The sequence below is a fragment of the Knoellia sp. B-D-2 genome (genome assembly GCF_057714695.1).
In genome coordinates, this window is sequence record NZ_CM173189.1 from 1,899,349 (window position 1) to 1,922,172 (window position 22,824).

Consider the following 22,824-nt stretch of genomic DNA (forward strand, 5'->3'; position numbering starts at 1 on the left):
CTAGGGTCGAGCCATGACCACAGCACTCGTGACCGGCGCCACCGCCGGCATCGGCCGGGAGTTCGCCGTCCAGCTCGCCACCCGTGGTGACGACCTCGTCCTCGTCGCCCGCGACGTGGCCCGGCTGGAGGCGCTGGCCGACGAGCTCCGCACCGCCCACGGCGTCGAGGTCGAGGTGCTGCCGGCCGACCTGTCGGACCGGGAGCAGACCGCCCGGGTCGCCGAGAGGCTGGCGTCGACCGAGCGCTCCGTCGACGTGCTCGTCAACAACGCTGGCTACTCGCTCAAGAAGCGCTTCCTCGACAACGACGTGGCCGACGAGGAGGCGCTGTTCGACGTCCTGGCCCGAGCGGTGCTCGTCCTCTCGCACGCCGCCGGCAACGCCATGCGCGCGAGGGGGAGTGGGGCGATCGTCAACGTGTCCTCGGTGGCGTCGTTCATGGCGTCGGGCACCTACAGCGCGACGAAGTCGTTCGTCACGGTCTTCACCGAGGGTCTGGCGGCCGAGCTCCGGGGGACGGGGGTGAGCGCGACGGCCCTGTGCCCGGGCTTCACCCGCACCGAGTTCCACGAGCGGGCCGACGTCGACATGAGCCGCCTGCCCGACTTCGCCTGGCTCGACGCCCCACGGCTGGTGCGCGACGCCCTCGCCGACGTCGCCCGGGGCCAGGTCGTCTCCGTCCCCGGTCGCCGCTACAAGGTGGCCGTCGCGGCGCTGCGGCTCCTCCCGCGGCCACTGGTCCGCGCCCAGTCCCGCGGCGCGCACCGACCCTCGGCCGACTGACCGTCCACCCCCCGCGGCGTGGTGGTCGGTAGCCTCGGGCGCATGACCGACACCGCTGCCGACCGCGCCCGCCTGCTCGAGCTCATCATGGCCAAGGCCGTCGTCCACGGCCGCGTCACCCTGTCCTCCGGCAGGGAGGCCGACTACTACGTCGACCTCCGGCGGATCTCGCTGGACGGCGAGGCGAGCCCCCTGGTCGGTCGCGTCATGCGCGACCTGGTCGCCGACCTCGACTTCGACGCCGTGGGCGGCCTTACCCTCGGCGCCGACCCGGTCGCCACGGCAATGCTCCACGCCGCAGCAGCCGCCGGGGAGCGGCTGGACGCCTTCGTCGTGCGCAAGGCGGGGAAGGCGCACGGACTGCAGCAGCGCATCGAGGGTCCGTCGATCGAGGGTCGGCGCGTGCTCATCGTCGAGGACACCTCGACCACCGGCGCCTCACCGCTCGACGCCGCGAAGGCGGCCCAGGACGCGGGTGCCACCGTCGTCGGGGTCGCGACCATCGCCGACCGGGCCACCGGGGCGGCCGAGGTGTTCGCCGACGCCGGGCTGGAGTACCGCCACGCCTACGGCCTGGGCGACCTCGGCCTCGCCTGATCGGGCACGGCCAGGCCCTAGGATCGCGAACGAGACGCCACCAACAGGGGAGTTCCCATGATCACCGCCATCATCATCGCCGTCGTCGTGCTGCTGCTCGTCGGCGTGGTCGTCGGCATGTACAACGGGCTCATCAAGCTGCGCAACCTCGTGCAGGAGGCCTGGCGGCAGATCGACGTCGAGCTCACCCGGCGCCACGACCTCATCGGCAACCTTGTCGAGACGGTCAAGGGCTACGCGGCCCACGAGCGCGGCACCCTCGAGGACGTCATGAAGGCGCGCAGCGCGGCCATGGCGCCGAACCAGTCGCCGGCGCAGCAGGCCGAGAGCGAGAACATCCTCAGCCAGTCGCTCGGCCGGCTCCTCGCGGTGGTCGAGGCCTACCCCGACCTCAAGGCCAACCAGAACTTCCTCGCCCTGCAGCAGGAGCTGACCTCCACCGAGGACCGGATCGCGTCGGCTCGGCGCTACTACAACGCGACCGTGCGCGACCTCAACACCAAGGTCGAGACGGTGCCGACGAACTTCATCGCGGGCATGTTCGGCATCAAGCAGGCCGAGTACTTCGAGGCCGTCGGTGAGCAGCGCGAGGCGCCGCGGGTCGACTTCGGGCAGCGCGACGCGACCATCCCGCCGCCCAGTGGCTACGTGGGCGCCGAGCAGCCGCAAGCTTTGCAGGCGCCGCCCGGCCCGGCCTCGCCCGCCCAGACCCCCGCCGCGCCGGTCGAGCAGACCCAGCCGATCGACCCGACGCCCCCGGCACGTGCCACGCCCCCCACTGACGCGCCGCCGGCACCCCGGGCCTGAGGCATGCGTGCCCCTCCTCACCTTCAGCAGTCGCGCCGTCGCCCCCTGGGTGGCCGAGGTCTGGGTGGACCCCCAGTGGTACGAGTGCCAGAGCAGCCCGGACCGGCTGCCCGACCCCGGTCCCCCGACCGTCGTCAGCCTCCGGGGGAGCCAGATCCTCATCGGGCGCCACAGCGCCGCTGCCGCGGTGGCGCCGCACATCGACTGTGACGGGGACGCGGGGGTGAGCCGTCGGCACGCGCAGCTCACCCGGCACGGCGCCGGTTGGGTGCTCCAGGACCTGGGCTCGGCCAACGGCACCTACCTCAGCGCCGTGGTCGGCGACATCCCCGACGACCCGATCGAGGCCGGCCTGCCGGTCCGCTCGGGCAACGTGCTCTACCTCGGGTCGTGGACCCGGATCGTGCTCCGCGAGGAGCCACTCGCCCGCTGACCGCTCATGCGACCCAGGAGTGACCCTCGTGGGCGTCCTCCAGCCAGTCGCAGAACCTCGTCTCGAAGTCGTCGTCGAGCCAGTCGTCCGGCGCCGGGGGCGTCCAGCCCTCACCGAGGATCGGTGGGGCCATCGCGTCGTGGGTCTGCCCGCTCGGGGTGCTGAGGCGTATGCCGTGTGGTCCCGTGCCGTCGAGCCCGCTCGCGCAGCTCGAGGACCGCCGCAGGCCACCATGGAAGAACCGTCGTCGCGAGTCCATGGCGACGAGGTCGCGACCGGTCGGGTCGGTGAAGAGCCGGCGGAGCCAGACCTGCGCCTCGGCGTCCTGGGTGAGGTCCTCGATCCGGGACCTGGCCTCGGCGCCGCTGAGCGGACCCCACCCCGGGACCACGGCGACGTCGTCCGACGGAGCCCGGGCGCCACCGAAGGCGGCGGGGACGAGGGCACGGTCGGTCATGACGACGGCGACCTCGACCGGCTGCGGCTGGCTGTCGGCTCGGCCACTGAGGAGCTGGAGGGCACGGTCGCTCATCCATGCGCCCTTGCCCCGGGTGTTGGCGCGGGCCGAGCCAAGGGAGCGCGTCGTTGTCAGTGCGGATGGGACAGCGGCGCACGGACAACGACGCGCGACGCGCAGCCATCCCGTCGGCGGCGGGACGGATGCTCACGCGGCGGCTCGCGACGGCCCGGCGGTGGCGTTCGGCCGGGGTCTCCGCGTCCAACGCGGCACCGGCGCGTCGGGCCGCCGCGGCCAACGCCTTGTCGCCGAGCGACCCGATCACCGGTGCGAGCCGCCGGTCCACCTCGGCGCGGTGCTCGACGCTGAGGCAGGCGGTCTCGCGGACCATGATGGTGGCGCGCCGCTCGCTGATCTCGCCACGCTCGAGGGCCTGCAGGGTGTGAGGCATCTCGCTCACCAGTGCCTTTGCCACACCGACGTGCTGGTCGGCGAGAGTGGGTGAGCAGCGGCGGGCGAGCGCGAGGTCGGCGCGCACGGAGCGGGAGTCCTCGCCGAGCTGCTCCCGGTCGGCCACGGCTGCCGCGGTGAGCCGGGCCTGCGCGGCCGCAGCGGCACCCTTGAGCGACTCCAGTGCCGACACGGTCGCGACCCGCTCCGCCCCGGACAGCCCTCAGGCGTGATGCTCGCGAAGGAGGACACCACGGGTGGGACGCTGCCCTCGCGCCCGCTCGCCTCGGCTGTCCTCTCCATGCCCCAACACCACGGACGACCACTGACAGTCGACCTCGGTCGCGGGCTGGTCGCGAGTGACCAGCGGTGCAGCACAACAGGTGTGCACTCGCGGGACGAGGGGGGAGGGGGTCACTCCTCGGCGGGCGGGTTGGGCGCGCCCGGTCCGTCGGCCGGGAGCGACCGTCGTTCAGCGCAGGCGCACGGCCAGCTGCCCGTTGTCGAGCACCTTCGTCTCGACGAGGTGGTCGTGGGCCTCCACGAACGCCCGGAACGACGAGAACCCCAGCGCCTTCTCCTTGAACGTCGAGTCCAGCCGCTGCATCTGGCTCTTCACGCTGGAGGAGTGCTGCCAGCCGTCGTCGCTCTTCTCCGACCCCACCTCGATGGCCCGACGGAACAGCGTCGCCTGCGCCTTGGCGCCTTTGCCCCGACCCGGTGCCGCCGCCTTCGTGGGCGCGGCCTTCCTCGCCCTGGCGGGGGTCGACTCGGGCGCGGACTCGGGCGCGGTCTCCTGGACCGGGTCGGGGACCGGCGGCTCGTCGACGCCGGGGAGGTCGCCGTAGGAGCTGAAGTCGTCACAGGCCGCGACCAGGGCACGGCTCGTGGACCCGGTGACCCCGATCCCGACGACGAACCGGCCCATCCGCTTGCAGCGCTGGGCCAGCGGGATGTAGTCGGAGTCACCGCCGACCACGACGACGTGGGTGATGTCGGCGTGCTGGAAGAGGTCGTCGACGGCGTCGATCGACAGCCGGATGTCGGCGCCGTTCTTGGTGCCCGAGGTGGCGAAGAGCTGCACGAGGTCGACCGCCCGGTCGATGAGCTGGTGCTTGTAGGCGGCGTTCGCCGGCACCGACCAGTCGGCGTAGGCCCGGGTCAGCGCGACCGTGCCGAAGGACGAGGCGTAGTCGATGATCGCGCCCAGGTCGACCTGGGCCTCGGCCAGCCGCTGGGAGACGTCGTCGCCGGAGCCACTGTCCGGGGCGTGCCGTCGGGCGTCGTCGCGGCGCCAGTGGCCGGCGCCGTGGACGTCGTCGTACCGAGAGATGACCATGTTGTCGAAGTCGACGTACACGGCCACGCGGGACCCATCACTCATGGCCAGACCATAGCCCGGCCGGGCTCGGCTTCCGCCGGGTGAGACGTCAGAGCCGGTCCTTGCGGACGTCGTCGATGACCTCGGCGGTCTCCTCGATGATGGTGTCGCTCGCCGTGTGACCGCGCCGTGCGCGCACCAGCTCGAAGACCATCGGCAGCACCGACATGGCCACGATGAGCAGGATTGCGGCCTCGAGGTTGTCGTGGACGAACTGGATGCCGCCGAGGAAGTAGCCGAGCAGGGTGACGCCGGTCGCCCACAGCACGGCGCCCACACCGCTCCAGAGGAAGAAGCGGCCCCGGTCCATGCGGCTCACGCCGGCGACGACCGTGATGAACGTCCGGACGATCGGCACGAACCGACCGAGGACGAGCGCCTTGTTGCCGTGCTTCTCGAAGAACTCGTGGGTCTGGTCGAAGTACTTGCGCTTGATGAAGCGGCCGTCGCGCTCGTAGAGCGGGGCCCCGATGAAGCGCCCGATCTCGTAGCCGACGACGTTGCCGAGGAAGGCGGCGATGCTGAGGATGAGGCAGGCCAGGGCGATGTTGATGTCGAGGTCGCCGCGGTTGATGAACAGGCCGATCGCGAAGAGCAGCGAGTCACCCGGGAGGATCGGGAAGAGCAGACCGCACTCGATGAAGACGATCGCCGTGCTCACCCAGAAGAACTGGGAGCCGAAGCGGTCGAGGAGCCACTGGGGGTCCATCCAGTCGGGTCCGAGCGAGGGCATCATCACGCGGACAAGGGTATGCCGTCGGGCTGGGTCCTCCGCCACGCCGCCGTCCGGCGTTGCGGACCGGACGCTCCGGGAGCAGGGTGGGATGACGAGTCCCGACGACGGAGGAGGACCCATGCCGCAGGAGAAGCCCAGCCCCAGCATCAAGGATCCCGAGCTCTACGAGAAGCTGCGCGACGACGGGGCGAGCAAGGAGAAGGCTGCCCGCATCTCGAACGCCGCCGCGGCGACCTCACGCTCCCGGATGGGGGAGAAGGGTGGTGAGGCAGGCAGCTACGACGACCGCACGGTCGAGGAGCTGCATGAGCGGGCCAGGGAGCTCGGCATCGAGGGGCACTCGTCGATGAAGAAGAGCGAGCTCATCGACGCCCTGCGACACCACTGACCCGCCCGCGTCGGTGGACGCGAGTGGGGCCGTGGGTGCGATGGGCGGGGGTGCCCTACGAGGGTTTTGGGGCCCCGGGCCGCGCGTAGCGCATCCACGTGATGGCGATGCACATGACGGCCCACGCGATACCGATGGCGTAGAACGTCGTCGGCGACATGATCGTGAGGCCCACGCCGAAGAGGAACGGGCCGAAGGCCGCGATTGCCGCCGTCCATCCGATGACCCCACCGGCCTGGCGGCGCTCGAAGATCATGGGCATCTGCTTGAAGGTCGAGGCGTTGCCGATGCCGCTGAAGAGGAAGATCGCGAGCATCCCCCAGAGGAACGCATTGAAGTCACTGCGCAGGGCGTCCGCCGACGACGTGTCGGGCACCAGCGCGGTCATCGTCCAGGCGATCGAGACCACGAGGCCGATCCCGGAGATGAGCGTCCAGCGGGCTCCGCCCATCCGGTCGGTCAGCGGGCTGAAGACGACCCTGGCGGCGGCACCGACCAGCGGGCCGAGGAAGACGTACTTCACCGGGTCGGGCACCGAGTAGCCGTCGATGAGCAGCTGGGCGCTCGCACCGGCTCCCTGGACGATGTCGGCGTTGCCGGCGCCGTAGAGGCTCTTCATGAGCAGGCCGAACTGGGCGGCGAGGCCGGAGAAGGTGCCGAAGGTCATGATGTAGATGAGCGTCATCCACCACGTGTCCTGGCTCTTGAAGATGTCGAACTGCTGGCGGATGTTGGAGGTGATCGGGACCGACTTGAGCATCGTCCAGGCGAGCGCGGCACCGATGAGGATGAACGGGATGTAGACGAAGGACGCGTTCTGGTACCAGACCTCGGAGGCCTGCTTGCCCGGCAGGCCCTGCATCGTCTGCGAGCTGCCGAGGAACCCGATCATGCTGAAGCCGATGATCCACGGGGTGAGCAGCTGGACCAAGGAGACGCCGAAGTTGCCGATGCCGGCCTGGAGTCCCAGCGCCGTGCCCTGCAGCCGACGTGGGAAGAAGTAGGACGTGCTGGGCATGAAGCCCGAGAAGGCTCCACCGCCGATGCCGGACAGGAACGAGAGCGCGAGGAGCTCCCAGTAGGGCGTGGTCGGGTCCTGGATGCGCACGGCCCAGCCGAGCACCGGGAAGATGAGGAGCAGCGTCGTGAGCGTGACGAGCTTGCGGGTGCCGAGCACGGGCGGCATGACCATCCACCCGAGGCGCATCAGTCCACCCGCGAGCCCGGGCAGCGAGGTGAGCCAGTAGAGCTGGCTCTGGGTGAGGTCGAACCCGAGGTTGGTGAGCTTGGGGGCGATGGCGCTGGCGAGGAACCACGAGGCGAAGCAGAGGGTCAGGGTGAACGTCGTGATGGAGAGGGTCGTCCAGGCCAGCCGTTTGTCCCAGGTTTCCTCGTTCTCGGGGTCCCAGGCGTCCAGCCACTCACCACCTGTGCGCTTCGCGGTCGTGCTGCTCATGCTCGTGCCTCCTGTGGGATCTGGCGGGAGTCCGCCGGGGTGGCCGGGGTGGCCGGGGACGTGTCGGGAATGGTGCCCGGGGCTTCGAGGGCTGTGGCGAGCTCGGGCGAGGAGGTGTGGAGCATGTGGACGACGGTCCAGTGCATCCACAGGCTGCAGGCGGTGGTGAGGAGGAAGAGGACGAAGAATGTGCTCGACGGCAGGCCGGTCCACCGCTGGCTGTAGGCGAACAGGGGTGGCAGGAAGAAGCCACCCAGACCACCGAGCATCCCGACGAGCCCACCGACGGCGCCGACGTCCTTCGGGAAGTACTCGGGGATGTGCTTGAAGACGGCGGCCTTGCCGACCCCCATCGCGCAGCCGAGCACGAAGACGACGATGGCGAAGGGCCACAGGCCGATCTCGTACGGGAGGATCTCCTTCGCCCCGCTCCGGGTCTGCAGGACGATGTGGCCACCCGGCATCGACAGGAACAGGGTGGTCGCCATCATCACGCCGAAGGTCCAGTACATCGCGCGTCGGGCGCCCCACCGGTCGGAGAACCAGCCACCGACCGGGCGCAGCAGCGAGGCCGGGAAGATGAAGGTCGCGGTGAGCAGGGCCGCGGTGGACAGGCTCACGTCGAAGTTGTCGACGTAGTACTTCGGCAGCCAGGCGGCCAGCGCCACGTAGGCACCGAAGACGGCGACGTAGTAGAGGCTGAAGCGCCACACCCGCAGCTGCCGCAAGGGCTTGACCTGCTCGCGCAACGGGCGCCCGCGGCCCGGCATCCGGTCCTCGGCCGGGGTGACGACGAGGACGAGGACCGCGAGGACGAGGAGCAGCACGGCGTAGATGACCGGGACGATCCGCCAGCCGCCCTCCACGACACCGAAGTACGTGGCACCGGCGGTGCCCGTGATGAGCGCGGGCCCGATGAACTTGGTGACCGACGCGCCGACGTTCCCGGCCCCGAAGACCCCGAGAGCGAAGCCCTGCCGGCCCCGCGCCGTCCAGGCCGAGTTCCAGGAGATGCCGGCGCTGAAGGAGTTGCCGGCGAAGCCGACGAGGAAGGCGAGGACGAGGAGGAGACCGTAGCTCTCCGCCCGGGACACGAAGTAGGCCGGCACCGCGGTGAACGCGAGCATCGCCGCGAAGACCTTGCGACCGCCGATGCGGTCGGTGATCATCCCGGCCGGCAGCCGCCACAGCGAGCCGTTGAGGACCGCCACCGCGCTCAACCACGAGAGCTCGACGTCGCTGAGACCGAACTCCTCGCGGATCGGGATGCCGAGGATGCCGAACATCAGCCACACCGCGAACATCACGGTGAAGGCGAGGGTCGACATGACCAGGACCCGGCGAGCGGACTTGACCTCACTGTCGACCGTGGCAGAGCGGTGGTCCGGCACGGCCGGTCTCCCTTCCAAGCGTGGCGCGGTCGTTTTCGACCGTCGGCACGTGACGTTAGTGACCTCAACGACCGCCGGTCAGGGTCTTTGGTCCCGTGCCGCCACGTGTCGTCGGGACGTTGGTCCTTGCCCTTCGGCGTCTGGGGGGGTTGGCTGGCGTCGGAGTTCCGCGACGACGAGGAGATCACGTGAGCATCAGCGAGCCCGCCGCCAGACGATCCGGATTCGACGGCCCACTCGCCGACGCACTCGTCGGGACCCGCAGGTTCTTCACGCGGGGTGACGTCTCCGACGACAAGCGCACCCTCAGCCTCGAGGGCGGGCGCGGCGGCGACTCGTTCTACCGCGACCGCTGGAGTCATGACAAGGTCGTGCGCTCGACGCACGGGGTGAACTGCACGGGCTCGTGCTCGTGGAAGGTGTACGTCAAGGACGGCATCATCACGTGGGAGGCGCAGCAGACGGACTACCCGTCCGCCGGCGCCGACCGGCCCGACTACGAGCCGCGCGGCTGTCCTCGGGGGGCCGCCTTCTCCTGGTACACCTACTCGCCCACCCGGATCCGATACCCCTACGTCCGTGCGGTCCTGGTCGAGCTGTTCCGTGAGGCCAAGAAGGCCCACGGCGGCGACCCGGTGCTCGCGTGGGGCTCGATCGTCGAGGACCCCGTGAAGGCCGACCGCTACAAGAAGGCCCGCGGCAAGGGCGGCCTCGTCCGCTCCACGTGGGACGAGGTCGTCGAGATCGTCGCGGCGGCGCACGTCTGGACGACGAAGGTCCACGGGCCCGACCGCATCGCCGGGTTCTCGCCCATCCCCGCGATGTCCCCGGTGTCGTACGCGTCCGGGGCCCGCTTCCTCGAGCTCGTCGGCGCACCCATGCTCTCGTTCTACGACTGGTACGCCGACCTGCCCAACGCCTCGCCGCAGATGTTCGGCGACCAGACCGACGTGCCGGAGTCCGGGGACTGGTGGGACGCGGCATACCTCATCATGTGGGGCTCGAACGTGCCGCTCACGCGCACGCCGGACGCCCACTGGATGACGGAGGCGCGCTACCGCGGGCAGAAGGTCATCGCGGTCGCGCCCGACTACGCCGAGAACGTCAAGTTCGCGGACGAGTGGGTGACCCTCGGCCCGGGCACGGACGGTGCGCTCGCCATGGCGATGGGGCACGTCATCCTCAAGGAGTTCTTCGTCGACCAGCAGGTCCCGTTCTTCACCGACTACAACAAGCAGTACACCGACCTCTCCAACCTCGTCGTGCTCGTGCCCGGCGACGACGGGGTCCTGCGGCCGGGCAAGTACCTCGTCGCGGGCGACGTCGAGGGCGGCCCGAAGTCGGACTCCGAGAACGCCATGTGGAAGCCGGCCGTCTTCGACGCGCGCACCGGCGAGCTCGCGGTCCTGGGCGGGTCGATCGGCGACCGGTTCGGTGACGAGGGCCTGGGCAAGTGGAACCTCGAGCTCGGTGACGTCGACCCGGTGCTCACCCTGTACGGCACCCACGACGACGCGGTCGAGGTCTCGCTGCCGCGATTCGACGCCGCCGACGGCAAGGTCGCCCACGAGCCCCGGGGGGTCCCGGTGCGTCGTCTCGGCGACCGGCTCGTCACCACCGTGCTCGACCTGCTCCTCGCCCAGTACGGCGTGGCCCGCGACGGACTGCCCGGCGCCTGGCCCACCGGCTACGACGACCCGTCGGTGCCCGCGACGCCCGCGTGGCAGGAGGAGCTCACCGGTGTCCCCGCCGCTCAGGTCGAGCGGCTCGCCCGCGAGTGGGCCCAGAACGCCATCGACACCGACGGCCGCGGGATGATCCTGCTCGGCGCCGGCACCAACCACTGGTTCCACAGCGACCAGATCTACCGGGCGATCCTCCTGCTCACGACGATCACCGGCTGCCAGGGACGCAACGGCGGCGGCTGGGCGCACTACGTCGGCCAGGAGAAGATCCGGCCGATCATGGGCTTCCAGCACATGGCGTTCGCCCTCGACTGGCAGCGCCCGCCGCGCCACATGAACCAGACCGCGTACTGGTACGTCCACACCTCCCAGTACCGCTACGACACGTTCTCCGCCGACGACCTCGACGCCGGTACGGGGATCTTCAAGGGCAAGAGCGTCATGGACCTGCTCTCCCAGTCGGTGCGGCTGGGCTGGACGCCGAGCTACCCGACCTTCGACCGCAGCTCGCTCGATCTCGCCGACGACGCCGCCGCCGCCGGCATGGAGGCCCCGGCCTACGTCGCCCAGGAGCTCAAGGAGGGCCGGCTGCGCTTCGCGGTCGAGGACCCCGAGTCAGGCACCAACCACCCGCGGATCCTCTCGCTCTGGCGCTCCAACCTCCTCGGCAGCTCGGCCAAGGGCAACGAGTACTTCCTGCGCCACCTGCTCGGCACCGACAGTGCGGCCACCGCGGTCGAGGCCGGCCCGGAGCAGCGGCCGACGAGCGTCGACTGGGCCGACAAGGCCCTCGACGGCAAGCTCGACCTGCTCCTCACCATCGACTTCCGGATGACGAGCTCGACGATCTTCTCGGACGTCGTGCTGCCGGCCGCCACGTGGTACGAGAAGCACGACCTGTCGACGACCGACATGCACCCGTTCATCCACTCGTTCAACCCGGCGATCAACCCGCCGTGGCAGACGAAGTCGGACTGGGAGACGTGGAAGGCCATCGCGAAGAAGTTCAGCGAGCTGGCCGTGGACCACCTCGGCACCCGCAAGGACGTCATCGCCAAGCCCCTCTGGCACGACACCCCCGAGGCCATGGCCACGGTCCACGGCGAGGTCAAGGACTGGCGCGCCGGAGAGTGCGAGCCGGTGCCCGGCAAGACCATGCCGGTCATCGCGGTCGCCGAGCGGGACTACACCCAGATCTACGACAAGATGACGACGATCGGCCCGCTCCTCGAGAAGGTCGGCATGCTCACCAAGGGCGTCGTCTACGACGTCAAGCGTGAGGTCGAGATCCTCCGCGGTCGCAACGGGGTCCGCCGCGGCGGCGCCGGCGACGGCCAGCCGAAGGTCGAGACCGACATCCAGATGGCCGACGCCATGCTGCACCTCGCTGGCGTGTCCAACGGCCACCTCGCCACCCAGGGCTTCGAGTTCCTCGAGAAGCGGACGGGCACGAAGCTCGCCGACCTCGCCTCGGAGCACGAGGGAAAGCAGATCACCTTCGCCGACACCCAGGTCGCGCCGGTCCCGGTCATCACGAGCCCGGAGTGGTCGGGCTCGGAGTCGGGTGGACGGCGCTACGCCCCGTTCACCATCAACATCGAGCGGCACAAGCCCTTCCACACGCTCACGGGTCGGCAGCAGTTCTACGTCGACCACGACTGGTTCCTCGGCATGGGGGAGGCCCTGCCCGTCTACCGGCCACCGCTCAACATGACCCACCTCTTCGGTGAGGCGCCCGTCGGGGAGCTGAGCGACAAGCACGGCCAGAGCCTGTCGGTGTCCGTGCGGTACCTCACGCCGCACAACAAGTGGTCGATCCACTCGGAGTACCAGGACAACCTCTTCATGCTCTCGCTCTCGCGCGGCGGGCAGTCGGTGTGGATGTCGGACGTCGACGCGGACAAGGTCGGCATCAAGGACAACGACTGGATCGAGATGGTCAACCGCAACGGCGTCGTCGCGGCCCGCGCCATCGTCAGCCACCGGATGCCCGAGGGCACGGTCTACATGCACCACGCGCAGGACCGGCTCATCGACGTGCCGCTCACCGAGCGCGACGGCAAGCGGGGCGGCATCCACAACAGCCTCACCCGCATCCTGCTCAAGCCGAACCACATCGTCGGTGGGTACGCCCAGCTGTCGTACTTCTTCAACTACATCGGGCCGATCGGCAACAACCGCGACGAGGTCACGACCATCCGCAAGCGGACCGCGAAGGTGGAGTACTGACATGCGCGTGATGGCTCAGATGGCGATGGTCATGAACCTCGACAAGTGCATCGGGTGCCACACCTGCTCGGTGACCTGCAAGCAGGCGTGGACCAACCGCTCCGGGATGGAGTACGTCTGGTTCAACAACGTCGAGACCCGCCCCGGCCTGGGCTACCCGCGCGGCTACCAGGACCAGGAGAAGTGGAAGGGCGGCTGGGCCCTCAACGGGCGGGGACGCCTGACCCTGCGCGCCGGCGGCCGCCTCAACAAGCTCCTCAACATCTTCTCGAACCCGAAGATGCCGGCGCTGAGCGACTACTACGAACCGTGGACCTACGACTACGAGACCCTGCTCAGCGCACCGGCGCAGAAGAACTTCCCGGTGGCCCGGCCGCACTCGCTCATCTCCGGCAAGCCGATCAACATCGAGTGGTCGGCCAACTGGGACGACGACCTCGGCGGCAGCATGGAGCACGCCGCCAAGGACCTCATGCTCAAGGGCATCGAGGACAAGGTGAAGTTCGAGTTCGACCAGACCTTCATGTTCTACCTGCCGCGCATCTGCGAGCACTGCCTCAACCCCAGCTGCGCCGCGTCGTGCCCCTCCGGCGCGATCTACAAGCGCGAGGAGGACGGCATCGTCCTCGTGGACCAGGACAAGTGCCGCGGCTGGCGCATGTGCGTGACCGGGTGCCCCTACAAGAAGATCTACTTCAACCACAAGACCGGCAAGGCCGAGAAGTGCACCTTCTGCTACCCGCGCATCGAGGTCGGCATCCCGACCGTCTGCGCGGAGACGTGCGTCGGCCGGCTCCGCTACATCGGGCTCATGCTCTACGACGCCGACGCGGTCCTCGAGGCGGCGTCGGTCGAGGACGACCACGACCTCTACGAGGCGCAGCGCTCGGTCTTCCTCGACCCGTTCGACCCGGCGGTGATGCGCGAGGCGGAGCGGGCCGGCATACCGGGTGACTGGGTCGACGCGGCCCAGCGCTCGCCGGTCTACGCGCTCATCAACACCTACAAGGTCGCGCTGCCGCTGCACCCGGAGTACCGCACCATGCCGATGGTCTGGTACATCCCGCCGCTGTCTCCCGTCGTCGACGTCATCAAGGACACCGGCCACGACGCCGAGGACCAGGACAACCTCTTCGCGGCCATCGACACCCTCCGGATCCCCATCGAGTACCTCGCCAACCTCTTCACCGCGGGTGACCCGGCGCCGGTCGACGCCGTGCTCCGCCGCCTCGCGGCCATGCGCTCCTACATGCGCGACATCAACCTCGGGCGCGACCCGCAGGAGCGCATCCCCGCCGCCGTCGGCATGACGGAGGAGGAGATGTACGACATGTTCCGGCTGCTCGCCATCGCCAAGTACGAGGACCGCTACGTCATCCCCACGGCCCACGTCGAGGAGGCGCACGGCCTCGAGGAGCTGGCGACCGACTGCCCCGTGACGAGCTACGACGACGAGCTGCTCGACATCTCCGGGCCGTTCGGCGAGGGCTCCGGCCGCGGGTCGGCGACCCCGGTCGCCGTCGAGAACTTCCACATGCTCCAGCAGCGCCAGACCTCCGAGGGCCTCGTCGGCGGTGGCAGCTCCAGCGGGCGGGTCAACCTGCTCAACTGGGACGGCAAGGGCGTGCCGCCGGGGATGTTCCCGACGGACCCGGACGACGGCCCCGTGGTCGACGAGGAGGCCCGGCGATGATGCCGTGGCGGCGTCACCGCCGCACGTCCTCGCAGCTCTCCCCGCAGGACCAGGCCAGCGCGTGGCAGTGCATCTCGCTGCTGCTCGACTACCCGGACGAGACCCTGCTCGAGCGGGTGCCCATGCTCACCGAGGTCGTCGACGGGCTTCCCGACGGTGTGCGTATGCCGTTGCGCCGCTTCCTCGCCCACCTCACCGACACCGACCTCGGCGAGCTCCAGCGCGACTACGTCGACACGTTCGACGTGACCCGTCGCTGCTGCCTGCACCTCACCTACTTCCTCCACGGCGACACCCGCAACCGAGGCGCGGCGTTGGTCCGGATCAAGCAGGACTACCGCCGGCACGGCGTGCAGTTCACCGACGAGGACGCCGAGCTGCCCGACCACCTCTGTGTGGCACTGGAGTTCGGCGCGACCGTGGACGCGGGGACGACCTGGCGGCTGCTCAACGACCACCGGGTCGGCATCGAGCTGCTCCGCGTCGCGCTCGTCGAGCGTGACTCGGTCTGGCTCGACGTCGTCGAGGCCCTCCGGGCGACCCTGCCGGTCCTTGCCGGGGACGACCACGAGGCCCTCGCCCGGCTCATCGAGGAGGGTCCGCCTGCCGAGCTCGTCGGGCTGAGCACCGAGATGAACGCCCCCTACGCGACACCGTCGAACCTCGACGACCACCAGCCCAGCGGCCCCACGCCCGTCACGATCGGAGGCCCGCGATGAGCACGTTCCTGTGGGTGATCTTCCCCTACATCTGTCTCGCGGTCTTCGTCGTCGGCCACGTGTGGCGCTACCGCTACGACAAGTTCGGCTGGACCACGCGCAGCTCGCAGCTCTACGAGAGCAAGCTGCTGCGCATCGGCAGCCCGCTCTTCCACTTCGGGATGCTGGGGGTCGTGCTCGGCCACGTCATGGGGCTCCTCATCCCGCAGAGCCTCACCGACTCCCTCGGCCTGAGCCACGAGGCGTACCACGTGCTCGCGCTGGCGGGCGGCATCCCGGCCGGCATCGCCGCCGTCGTCGGGCTCGCGATCCTCGTCTACCGGCGCCGCACGGTCGGTCCGGTCTTCTCGGCCACGACCGTCAACGACAAGGTGATGTATGCCGTGCTCGGCACGGTCATCGTCCTGGGGATGTGGAACACCATCGCCGGAAGCCTGTTCACCATCGGTGGCGAGTACAACTACCGCGACGGGGTCTCGCCGTGGTTCCGCCAGATCTTCTGGTTCCAGCCCGACGCGAGTCTCATGGCGGCGGCGCCGTTCGGCTTCAAGCTGCACGCCGTCCTCGCGTTCGTCCTCATCGCCATGTGGCCGTTCACCCGGCTCGTCCACGTGTTCTCGGCGCCGCTCGGCTACTTCACCCGCCCCTACATCGTCTACCGCAGCCGCGACGAGCGCCCCGGTCGGGGGACCGGCAGCCGCGCCCAGAAGCGCGGCTGGGAAAAGGTCGGGTGAGCGCCCTCACTGGCCGGTGCGGCCGTCGATGCACTCACGGAGCAGGTCCGCGTGCCCGAGGTGCTGCGCGTACTCCTCGATGAGGTGGACGACGACGTCGCGCACGTTGAGCTCGCCGTGGTGGTCGGACGGGACGACCAGCCCCATGTCGTCGTGCGCCGCGAGCCACTGCTCGGCGTGGGCGACCTCCTCGCGCCACGCGGCCCAGGCGGCGTCGACGGCCGACTGCTCGGCGACGACGTCGTTCCAGTCGGCATCGGTGCGGGGCGGGCCCCAGAGGCGCGGGACGTCGTCCCCCGACAGGACCCGACGCCACCACATCCGCTCCACCTCGGCAAGGTGACGCACGAGCCCCAGCAGCGACATCGATGACGGCGGGACGGAGCGCCGGGCCATCTGCTCCGGGGTGAGCCCGTCGCACTTGAGCTCCAGGGTCTGCCGGCGATGACGCAGGTACGCCGCGTAGTTGTCGCGCTCGCCCAGGGGTGGGGTGTCGCCCTCGCGGGGGTCGTCGTCCGGTGCCACCCACATGTCGCCATACGTCTGTTCAGCCATGCCTGACATTGTTGGGGTCGTGACGGGCGAACGCGACCGCAATGGTGCAGAGGTGGGCGTCGGACCGTGGGTGGGACCGTGGCCGGACGACGAGCGCCTGGACCCCGACCTGCTGCGTGACGGTGACCGCCGCAACGTCGTGGACGGCTACCGCTACTGGCGCCACGACGCGATCGTCGCCGACCTCGACACCCGCCGGCACGACTTCCACGTCGCGATCGAGAACTGGGAGCACGACTTCAACATCGGGTCCGTGGTGCGGACCGCCAACGCCATGGGCGCCGCGGCGTTCCACATCGTCGGCCGACGCCGGTGGAACCGCCGCGGTGCCATGGTCACCGACCGCTACCAGCACGAGCACCACCACCCCACCCCCGGTGACCTCGCCACGTGGGCCCGGGAGAACGGCATACGCCTCATCGGCATCGACAACCTGCCCGGCAGCCGGGCGCTCGAGACCTACGACCTGCCGAGGCGCACGATGCTCGTGTTCGGCCAGGAGGGTCCCGGGCTCTCCGAGGCGATGCGCGCCGAGTGCGAGGCCACCCTGCACATCGAGCAGTTCGGGTCGACCCGCTCGATCAACGCCGGGGCGGCCGCAGCCGTCGCGATGCACGCGTGGGTGCGCCGCCACGTCTTCGGGCAGGACGTGCTGCCGACGGCACCGGCGTCGGGGTCGGTCAGCTCGCCGCCTTCGTGACGAGGCCGACGAGCTTCTCCTCGATCGCGGGGGTCATCGCGGTCACGGCGAACGCCGTCGGCCACATGTCGCCGTCGTCGAGCTGCGCGAACTCGTTGAAGCCGACCTCCGCGTAGCGCACCGTGAACTTCGCGGCGGGCTTGAAGAAGACGATGACCTTGCCGTCCCTGGCGTAGGCGGGCATGCCGTACCAGGTCTTCGCCGCCAGGTCGGGTGCGTGCTCCGCGACGATGTCGTGCAGCTTCTGCGCGACGTCGCGGTCCGTGCCGGACATCTCACCGATCTTGTCGAGGCAGTCCTGCGCGTCGGCGGCCGCCTTCCTGGCGCCGGTGCCGCGGGTGGCGGAGGACTTGAGCTCGCTGGCCCGTTCCTTCATCGCCGCGCGCTCCTCCTCGGTGAACCCGTCGTGCGTGGCTGCGCGCGTCGCTGCGGTCTTCTTCGTCGCCATGCGCTGCCGTCCCTCCTGGGGTCGTCGTGGGGGCCTGTTCCGATCCTGACCCATCCGCCGTCGGTGGTCTAGGCTTGCTCTCCCCCCTGCACCCCCAGAGCCCACGAGAGGCGCTTCGCCATGCCCATGCCCGAGGAGCTCACGGCGGAGCGACAGCACCTCGCCTCCGCCCGTGCCGAGCTGTCCCGGATGCGGGAGCGCACCCTCGCCCTCGAGGTCCAGGGAGGCAACGCCGCCTCCAGCGAGGCGCTGGCCGAGTCGCTGTGGCGGCGGGCCCGCTCCCTCGAGGACGACCCGGCGACCGCCCTGTTCTTCGGGCGCATCGACCTCGAGACCGACGAACGCTGGTACATCGGCCGCCGCCACGTCACCGACGACGCCGGCGACCCGCTCGTCATCGACTGGCGCGCCCCGGTCTCGACGACGTTCTACCGCGCCTCCCCCGCCGACCCGCTCGGGGTGCGGCTTCGTCGCCGGTTCGGCTACGACCACGGCCGGATCACGGCGATGGAGGACGAGCACCTCCTCGACGCCGGCGAGCCGGACGCCCGCTCGCAGATCCTCGCGAGCGAGATCGAGCGGCCCCGTGTGGGCCCCATGCGCGACATCGTCGCGACCATCCAGCCCGAGCAGGACGCCCTCGTCCGGGTCGACGTCACGACCACCGTCTGCATCCAGGGGGCGCCCGGCACCGGCAAGACCGCCGTCGGCCTCCACCGGGCGGCCTGGCTGCTCTACGCGTTCCGCGACCGACTCACGCGCACAGGCGTGCTCGTCATCGGCCCCAACCAGGCGTTCCTCGAGCACATCGGCGCCGTCCTCCCCACCCTCGGCGAGGTCGAGGTGCGGCACACGAGCATCGAGGCGCTGACGTCCTCCGTCCCGGTCCGCGCCGGCGAGCCCACCGAGGTGGCCCGGCTCAAGGGGGACGCCCGCATGGCGGAGGTGCTGCACCGCGCGGTCTGGTCGCACCTCGTCCCGCCCACGGAGGCGATGGTGCTGCCGCGCGGGTCGCGGCGGTGGCGTGTCCCGGCATACGACCTCGCCCCGCTCGTGGACGGCCTGGCGGGACGCGACATCCGCTACGAGACCGCGCGACAGCTGCTGCCGCAACGACTCGCGCATGCGGTCCTCCTCAAGATGGAGGCGCTGGGGGAGTACCCCGATGACCGCGTCCAGGACTCGGTGGCACGCAGCGCCCCCGTCAAGGCGTATGCCGCCTCGCTGTGGCCGAAGGTCGACGCCCGCGCGCTGCTGCACCGCCTGCTCTCCGACGCCGATGCGCTCGCGGCCGCCGCGGACGGCATCCTCACGGAGGAGGAGCAGGAGCGGCTTCGGTGGGAGAAGCCGTCGCGCACAGCCGGATCGGCGAAGTGGACGTTGGCCGACACGGTGCTGCTCGACGAGCTCGGCGACCTCCTCAGCCGCACGCCGAGCCTCGGGCACGTCGTCCTCGACGAGGCCCAGGACCTCTCGCCGATGCAGCTGCGGGCCGTCGGCCGGCGGTGCGCCAGCGGCGCGGCGACCGTGCTGGGCGACATCGCGCAGGGCACGACCCCGTGGGCGACCGGCTCGTGGGCGGAGAGCCTGCGCCACCTCGGCAAGCCCGACGGCGTGGTGTCCGAGCTGCGCCGCGGGTTCCGGGTGCCGGCGAGAGTCATCGACTTCGCGGCCCGGCTGCTGCCGCTCGCCGCCCCCGGGCTCGCCGCCCCGCTGTCCGTGCGAGACAACCCGGGACGCCTCGACCTCGTGCGCGTGGGGTCGGACGACCTCGTCCCGGCGACGGTGGCCCGGGTCGACGGGCTCCGCGCCCTCGAGGGCAGCATCGGCGTCATCGTGCCCGACGCGCGTGTCGCCGAGGTGTCCGCGGCGCTGGGCGCCGGCGGCATCGAGCACGGGACGCTCGGAGCCGGGCACGGGGACGTCGACCACCAGGTCGACGTCGTCCCGGCCACCGTGGCCAAGGGCCTGGAGTTCGACCACGTGCTCGTCCTCGAGCCCGCCGAGATCGCGGCGGCCGAACCGGACGAGCGGACGGGACTGCGCCGCCTCTACGTCGTCCTGACCCGCGCCGTCTCCGACCTCACCGTCGTCCACACGGAGCCGCTTCCCCAGCAGCTCACCGAGTCGCCACGCGTCGGGGGCTGACGAGGAGCAGGCCGACCGCGGCCACGGTGAGCACCGGCCACCACCAGTGGACGCCGTCGTCGTCGACGACCCCCTGACCGGCCATGAGCCCGAGCCCGCCGCAGGCCGCCAGCGTGACGACGACGGGCAGCCAGGCCGGTGGGGGTGCGGCGTCGTCGGGGCGGGGCGTCTCGAACCGCCCCAGCACGGCGATGAAGCCGGTGGTGACGAGGGCCAGCGCCGCCCACCACAGCGGCCGGCTCGCCCACCACGCGGCGGTCAGCGGCTCGATCCCGAGGCCGGGGCCGCCGAGCAGCACCGAGACGCCGATGACGAGCACCATCGCCGTGAGGTGCCACAGGTAGAGCGTCATGATCCGCGTGTTGACGAGCACCGTCGCGGTCCAGGCGCGGGGTCGCTGCATCCAGCGGGCCAGCAGGGGTTCGAGCGCGAGCACGACGCCGCCCTGGAGCATGCCGAGGAAGAGCATCGTGACCCGCGTCGGGTAGGAGTTGTTCACCGCGGCGCCGTCGAGCCCGATCATCGACACCGGGTACGGACCGGCCCACACGAGGGCGACCATCCCGACCGCGCCCACGGCCGCGAGGAGCGCGCGGCGGCCGGTGCCGGACAGCCGCCCGTCGAGCCAGGCGTAGCCGAGCATGGAGACCGTGGCCCAGACGACGACGTAGTTGGCGAACCCGGCGAGCAGGGTGTCGGTGCCGATGGACACGAGGTCGACGAGGCAGGCCAGCGCAACACCCCCGGCGACCGACGTCCATCCGGCGCGCTCCCAGAGCCACAGGGTGGCGGGGGCGACGGCGCACACGACGACGTAGGCCGCGAGGAACCAGGTCGGGACGAGCGCCACCTGGGAGGCCGTGCGCAGCGTCCCCGCCGGGACGCCGGCAGCCCACGCCACCGCGGTGGCGGCGAGCCAGAAGCCCAGCAGCGGGACGACCGGGACGAGGAGGCGACGCAGCCGCGAACGCAGCCAGCCGGCATACGGGAGGCCACGGCCGCGGGCGGAGCGCCAGGACAGGCCGTTCGCGTAGCCGCCGACGATGAAGAAGACCGGCATGACCTGGAAGACCCAGGTGAGGGGGTGCGTCCACGAGGCGAGGGCGAGCAGGTGCCCGACGACGAGCTCGCCGTCGCGGACGTGCACGGCCGCCATGAGCCAGTGGCCCAGGACGACGACGACGATGGCCGCCGCGCGCAGGAGGTCGACGACGCGGTTGCGCTGCACGGGGGTGGAGCCCGCGAGCTCACGCACGGTGGAGAGGTCCATGAGGAGAGGGTGGCGTCCCGGCAAGCCGCGCGCGTGAGTACGGCCACCCACCCCGCTGTCGATTCTCGTGTGGTTCGCTCGTCATGAGGGTGGGGACGCACTCGCGCCCCCACCACCGTCACCCGAGGAGCACACCGATGAGCCGCCACCTGCTGCTGTTGCCCGCACCCGAGGCGGAGTGGGCGCAGCTGCCACCCGAGGAGCACGAGAAGGGGATGCGCTCGCACGAGCAGTTCCAGCGCGACCTCGAGGCCGGTGGGCACACCGTGCTCGCCACGAGCCCGCTCGCGCCCTCGGCGGAGGCCACCTCGATGCGTCCCGACGGCAGGGGAGGGGCACTCGTCACCGACGGGCCCTTCACCGAGTCCGCCGAGCAGGTCGTCGGCTTCTACCTCGTCGAGACCGAGGACGGACCCGACCTGCGTCGCATCTGCACCGAGTTCGCCGCGCGCGGCGAGCTCATCGAGCTCCGGGCGCTGGTCTGACACCCCTCGAGCGCGTCGTGCGCGAGGAGTGGGGCCGACTCGTCGCCCTGCTCCTCGCGCAGTTCCGCCGGCTCGACCTCGTCGAGGAGGCCCTGGCGGAGGCGGTGGCGTCGGCGCAGGCCACGTGGGGTGAGGCCACCACCCCGGCCAACCCCGCCGGCTGGCTGGTGACGGCGGCCAGGCGACGCATCCTCGACCGGCTGCGTGCCGAGGCGACGGCCGCGCGCAAGCAGCCGTTGCTCACGGTCGAGGCCGAACGACGACCTCGGGAGGGGGTCATGGCCCGGGACGGGACGGTCGTGGACGACGACCTGCTGCGCCTCGTGCTCATGTGCGCCCACCCGGACCTGTCCCCGGAGGGCGCGAGCGCCCTGTCGCTCCGCCTCGTCCTGGGGATCGCGACCCCCGACATCGCCCGGCTTTTCCTCGTCCCGGAGGCGACGATGGCGGCGCGGATCACCCGGGCGAAGAAGAAGGTCGTCGCGGCCGGCATCCCCTTCGCGATCCCCGGGACCGACGCCATCGGTGAGCGGCTCGACGTCGTCGCGCACACGGCATACCTGGCCTTCACGGCCGGCTACGCTCCCGGCAGCGGACCCGATCTCCTGCGGGTCGAGCTGGCCGGTGAGGCACTGCGCCTCGCGCGCGTCGCCCGCGCCCTGCACCCGAGCGACACCCTCGACCTCCTCATCGTGCTCATGACCCTGCAGCACTCGCGCCGCGACGCGCGCGTGGGACCGGACGGCGCGCTCGTGCTGCTCGCCGACCAGGACCGCGACCGCTGGCACCACGACGAGATCGCGGACGCGCTCACCCTGCTCCGCTCGAGGGAGGACGGACCTGCCCCGACGTCGGCGTTGGCGCGGACCTACCACCTCCAGGCGTTGGTCGCGGTCGAGCACGCGACCGCCGCGAGGCCCGAGGACACGCGGTGGGACCGCATCGCGACCCTGTACGCCGCCCTCGAGCGGCTCACTCCCTCCCCCGCGGTCCGGGTCGCTCGCGCGGTGGCGGTCGCAGAGGCCGAGGGGCCGCGACGCGGGTTGGCGCTCCTCGACGGGGTCGCGATGGTCGGGCACCGGCTCCCGGCCGTCCGCGGCGAGCTGCTGGCACGGGCGGGCGACCTCGACGCGGCCCGCGCGAGCCTCACGGAGGCGCTCGCGCTCTGCGAGAACGAGATCGAGCGTCGCCATCTCGAGGACCGACGGGACGCGCTCGGTACGTAGGCCCGGGTTACCGGCCGGTCCATGGGCACGCTGTTGCCAGCGGGGGAGTGCG

21 protein-coding genes and 1 pseudogene are annotated in these 22,824 nt (G+C 71.0%); 13 read left to right on the forward strand and 9 right to left on the reverse strand.

What is annotated here, in order from left to right:
* Window positions 1-13: 13 nt before the first annotated feature.
* Genes AC3EU2_RS09080 through AC3EU2_RS09095 form a run of 4 tightly spaced genes read left to right on the forward strand, consistent with a single transcriptional unit; the run spans window position 14 to window position 2,621 of the window.
* Window positions 14-784 carry an SDR family NAD(P)-dependent oxidoreductase gene (locus AC3EU2_RS09080; protein WP_488179384.1) on the forward strand — a complete coding sequence of 257 codons (771 nt, stop codon included), beginning with the start codon at window positions 14-16 and terminating at the stop codon, window positions 782-784.
* A 42-nt stretch (window positions 785-826) separates the two neighbouring features.
* On the forward strand, window positions 827-1,381 hold the full coding sequence (pyrE, locus tag AC3EU2_RS09085; protein WP_488179386.1) for an orotate phosphoribosyltransferase: 555 nt from the start codon (window positions 827-829) through the stop codon (window positions 1,379-1,381).
* Window positions 1,382-1,438: 57 nt separating this feature from the next.
* Entirely contained in the window at window positions 1,439-2,188 is a 750-nt protein-coding gene (locus tag AC3EU2_RS09090; RefSeq protein ID WP_488179387.1) for a LemA family protein, read from the forward strand.
* A gap of 7 nt (window positions 2,189-2,195) precedes the next feature.
* Window positions 2,196-2,621, forward strand: a complete 426-nt coding sequence (locus tag AC3EU2_RS09095) for an FHA domain-containing protein (RefSeq protein WP_488179388.1) — start codon at window positions 2,196-2,198, stop codon at window positions 2,619-2,621.
* A 4-nt stretch (window positions 2,622-2,625) separates the two neighbouring features.
* Here AC3EU2_RS09095 and AC3EU2_RS09100 read toward each other — a convergent pair whose 3' ends face one another.
* From AC3EU2_RS09100 to AC3EU2_RS09115, 4 genes and pseudogenes are all read right to left on the reverse strand, one after another.
* On the reverse strand, window positions 2,626-3,153 hold the full coding sequence (locus tag AC3EU2_RS09100; RefSeq protein WP_488179528.1) for a hypothetical protein: 528 nt from the start codon (window positions 3,151-3,153) through the stop codon (window positions 2,626-2,628).
* Between the two features lie 142 nt (window positions 3,154-3,295).
* Window positions 3,296-3,721: pseudogene (locus AC3EU2_RS09105) on the reverse strand (HNH endonuclease); the annotation flags it as partial.
* 279 nt (window positions 3,722-4,000) lie between these two features.
* A complete protein-coding gene (locus tag AC3EU2_RS09110) occupies window positions 4,001-4,912 on the reverse strand; it encodes an NYN domain-containing protein (protein ID WP_488179389.1) in 912 nt (303 codons plus the stop codon).
* Between the two features lie 46 nt (window positions 4,913-4,958).
* Window positions 4,959-5,642, reverse strand: coding sequence for a DedA family protein (locus AC3EU2_RS09115; protein ID WP_488179466.1), 684 nt, complete (start codon window positions 5,640-5,642; stop codon window positions 4,959-4,961).
* 121 nt (window positions 5,643-5,763) lie between these two features.
* Between AC3EU2_RS09115 and AC3EU2_RS09120 the strand changes: the two genes are divergently transcribed.
* Complete coding sequence (locus AC3EU2_RS09120) at window positions 5,764-6,033, forward strand: DUF7218 family protein (protein WP_488179390.1); 270 nt, start codon at window positions 5,764-5,766, stop codon at window positions 6,031-6,033.
* Window positions 6,034-6,088: 55 nt separating this feature from the next.
* Here the strand turns inward: AC3EU2_RS09120 and AC3EU2_RS09125 are convergent, their stop codons facing one another.
* Together AC3EU2_RS09125 and AC3EU2_RS09130 are read right to left on the reverse strand one after the other, a co-directional pair.
* The gene (locus AC3EU2_RS09125; RefSeq protein ID WP_488179391.1) at window positions 6,089-7,489 is read right to left on the reverse strand and encodes an MFS transporter; all 1,401 of its coding nucleotides are present in this window, start codon (window positions 7,487-7,489) and stop codon (window positions 6,089-6,091) included.
* On the reverse strand, window positions 7,486-8,880 hold the full coding sequence (locus tag AC3EU2_RS09130) for an MFS transporter (protein ID WP_488179392.1): 1,395 nt from the start codon (window positions 8,878-8,880) through the stop codon (window positions 7,486-7,488). The genes AC3EU2_RS09125 and AC3EU2_RS09130 overlap by 4 nt, the downstream gene beginning before the upstream one ends.
* A gap of 188 nt (window positions 8,881-9,068) precedes the next feature.
* Here AC3EU2_RS09130 and AC3EU2_RS09135 point away from each other — a divergent pair, with 188 nt between their 5' ends.
* From AC3EU2_RS09135 to narI, 4 genes are read left to right on the forward strand one after another with little or no spacing between them, the layout of a single operon-like run.
* On the forward strand, window positions 9,069-12,794 hold the full coding sequence (locus AC3EU2_RS09135) for a nitrate reductase subunit alpha (protein WP_488179393.1): 3,726 nt from the start codon (window positions 9,069-9,071) through the stop codon (window positions 12,792-12,794).
* Between the two features lies 1 nt (window position 12,795).
* Window positions 12,796-14,487, forward strand: a complete 1,692-nt coding sequence (narH, locus tag AC3EU2_RS09140) for a nitrate reductase subunit beta (RefSeq protein WP_488179394.1) — start codon at window positions 12,796-12,798, stop codon at window positions 14,485-14,487.
* Window positions 14,487-15,206 (forward strand): nitrate reductase molybdenum cofactor assembly chaperone, encoded by a 720-nt coding sequence (narJ, locus tag AC3EU2_RS09145; protein ID WP_488179396.1) that lies wholly within the window; start codon window positions 14,487-14,489, stop codon window positions 15,204-15,206. The genes narH and narJ overlap by 1 nt, the downstream gene beginning before the upstream one ends.
* Window positions 15,203-15,940 (forward strand): respiratory nitrate reductase subunit gamma, encoded by a 738-nt coding sequence (gene narI, locus AC3EU2_RS09150; protein ID WP_488179397.1) that lies wholly within the window; start codon window positions 15,203-15,205, stop codon window positions 15,938-15,940. Before narJ ends, narI begins: the two co-directional genes overlap by 4 nt.
* Before the next feature lie 6 nt (window positions 15,941-15,946).
* On the opposite strand, the gene AC3EU2_RS09155 is transcribed toward narI, so the two are convergent.
* Complete coding sequence (locus AC3EU2_RS09155) at window positions 15,947-16,495, reverse strand: DinB family protein (RefSeq protein WP_488179398.1); 549 nt, start codon at window positions 16,493-16,495, stop codon at window positions 15,947-15,949.
* On the opposite strand from AC3EU2_RS09155, the gene AC3EU2_RS09160 reads away from it, so the two are divergent.
* The gene (locus tag AC3EU2_RS09160; RefSeq protein ID WP_488179399.1) at window positions 16,494-17,195 is read left to right on the forward strand and encodes a TrmH family RNA methyltransferase; all 702 of its coding nucleotides are present in this window, start codon (window positions 16,494-16,496) and stop codon (window positions 17,193-17,195) included. The two genes, AC3EU2_RS09155 and AC3EU2_RS09160, sit on opposite strands and share 2 nt — an antisense overlap.
* On the opposite strand, the gene AC3EU2_RS09165 is transcribed toward AC3EU2_RS09160, so the two are convergent.
* Window positions 17,176-17,643 (reverse strand): iron chaperone, encoded by a 468-nt coding sequence (locus tag AC3EU2_RS09165; RefSeq protein WP_488179400.1) that lies wholly within the window; start codon window positions 17,641-17,643, stop codon window positions 17,176-17,178. The genes AC3EU2_RS09160 and AC3EU2_RS09165 overlap by 20 nt on opposite strands.
* 126 nt (window positions 17,644-17,769) lie before the next feature.
* Here AC3EU2_RS09165 and AC3EU2_RS09170 point away from each other — a divergent pair, with 126 nt between their 5' ends.
* Window positions 17,770-19,791: a HelD family protein gene (locus tag AC3EU2_RS09170; RefSeq protein WP_488179467.1), complete on the forward strand. Its 2,022-nt coding sequence runs from the start codon at window positions 17,770-17,772 to the stop codon at window positions 19,789-19,791.
* On the opposite strand, the gene AC3EU2_RS09175 is transcribed toward AC3EU2_RS09170, so the two are convergent.
* Entirely contained in the window at window positions 19,763-21,061 is a 1,299-nt protein-coding gene (locus AC3EU2_RS09175) for an acyltransferase family protein (protein WP_488179401.1), read from the reverse strand. The genes AC3EU2_RS09170 and AC3EU2_RS09175 overlap by 29 nt on opposite strands.
* A gap of 137 nt (window positions 21,062-21,198) precedes the next feature.
* Here AC3EU2_RS09175 and AC3EU2_RS09180 point away from each other — a divergent pair, with 137 nt between their 5' ends.
* Together AC3EU2_RS09180 and AC3EU2_RS09185 are read left to right on the forward strand one after the other, a co-directional pair.
* Window positions 21,199-21,546, forward strand: a complete 348-nt coding sequence (locus tag AC3EU2_RS09180; protein WP_488179402.1) for a YciI family protein — start codon at window positions 21,199-21,201, stop codon at window positions 21,544-21,546.
* 17 nt (window positions 21,547-21,563) lie between these two features.
* Window positions 21,564-22,772 carry an RNA polymerase sigma factor gene (locus AC3EU2_RS09185; RefSeq protein WP_488179403.1) on the forward strand — a complete coding sequence of 403 codons (1,209 nt, stop codon included), beginning with the start codon at window positions 21,564-21,566 and terminating at the stop codon, window positions 22,770-22,772.
* Window positions 22,773-22,824 lie beyond the last annotated feature (52 nt).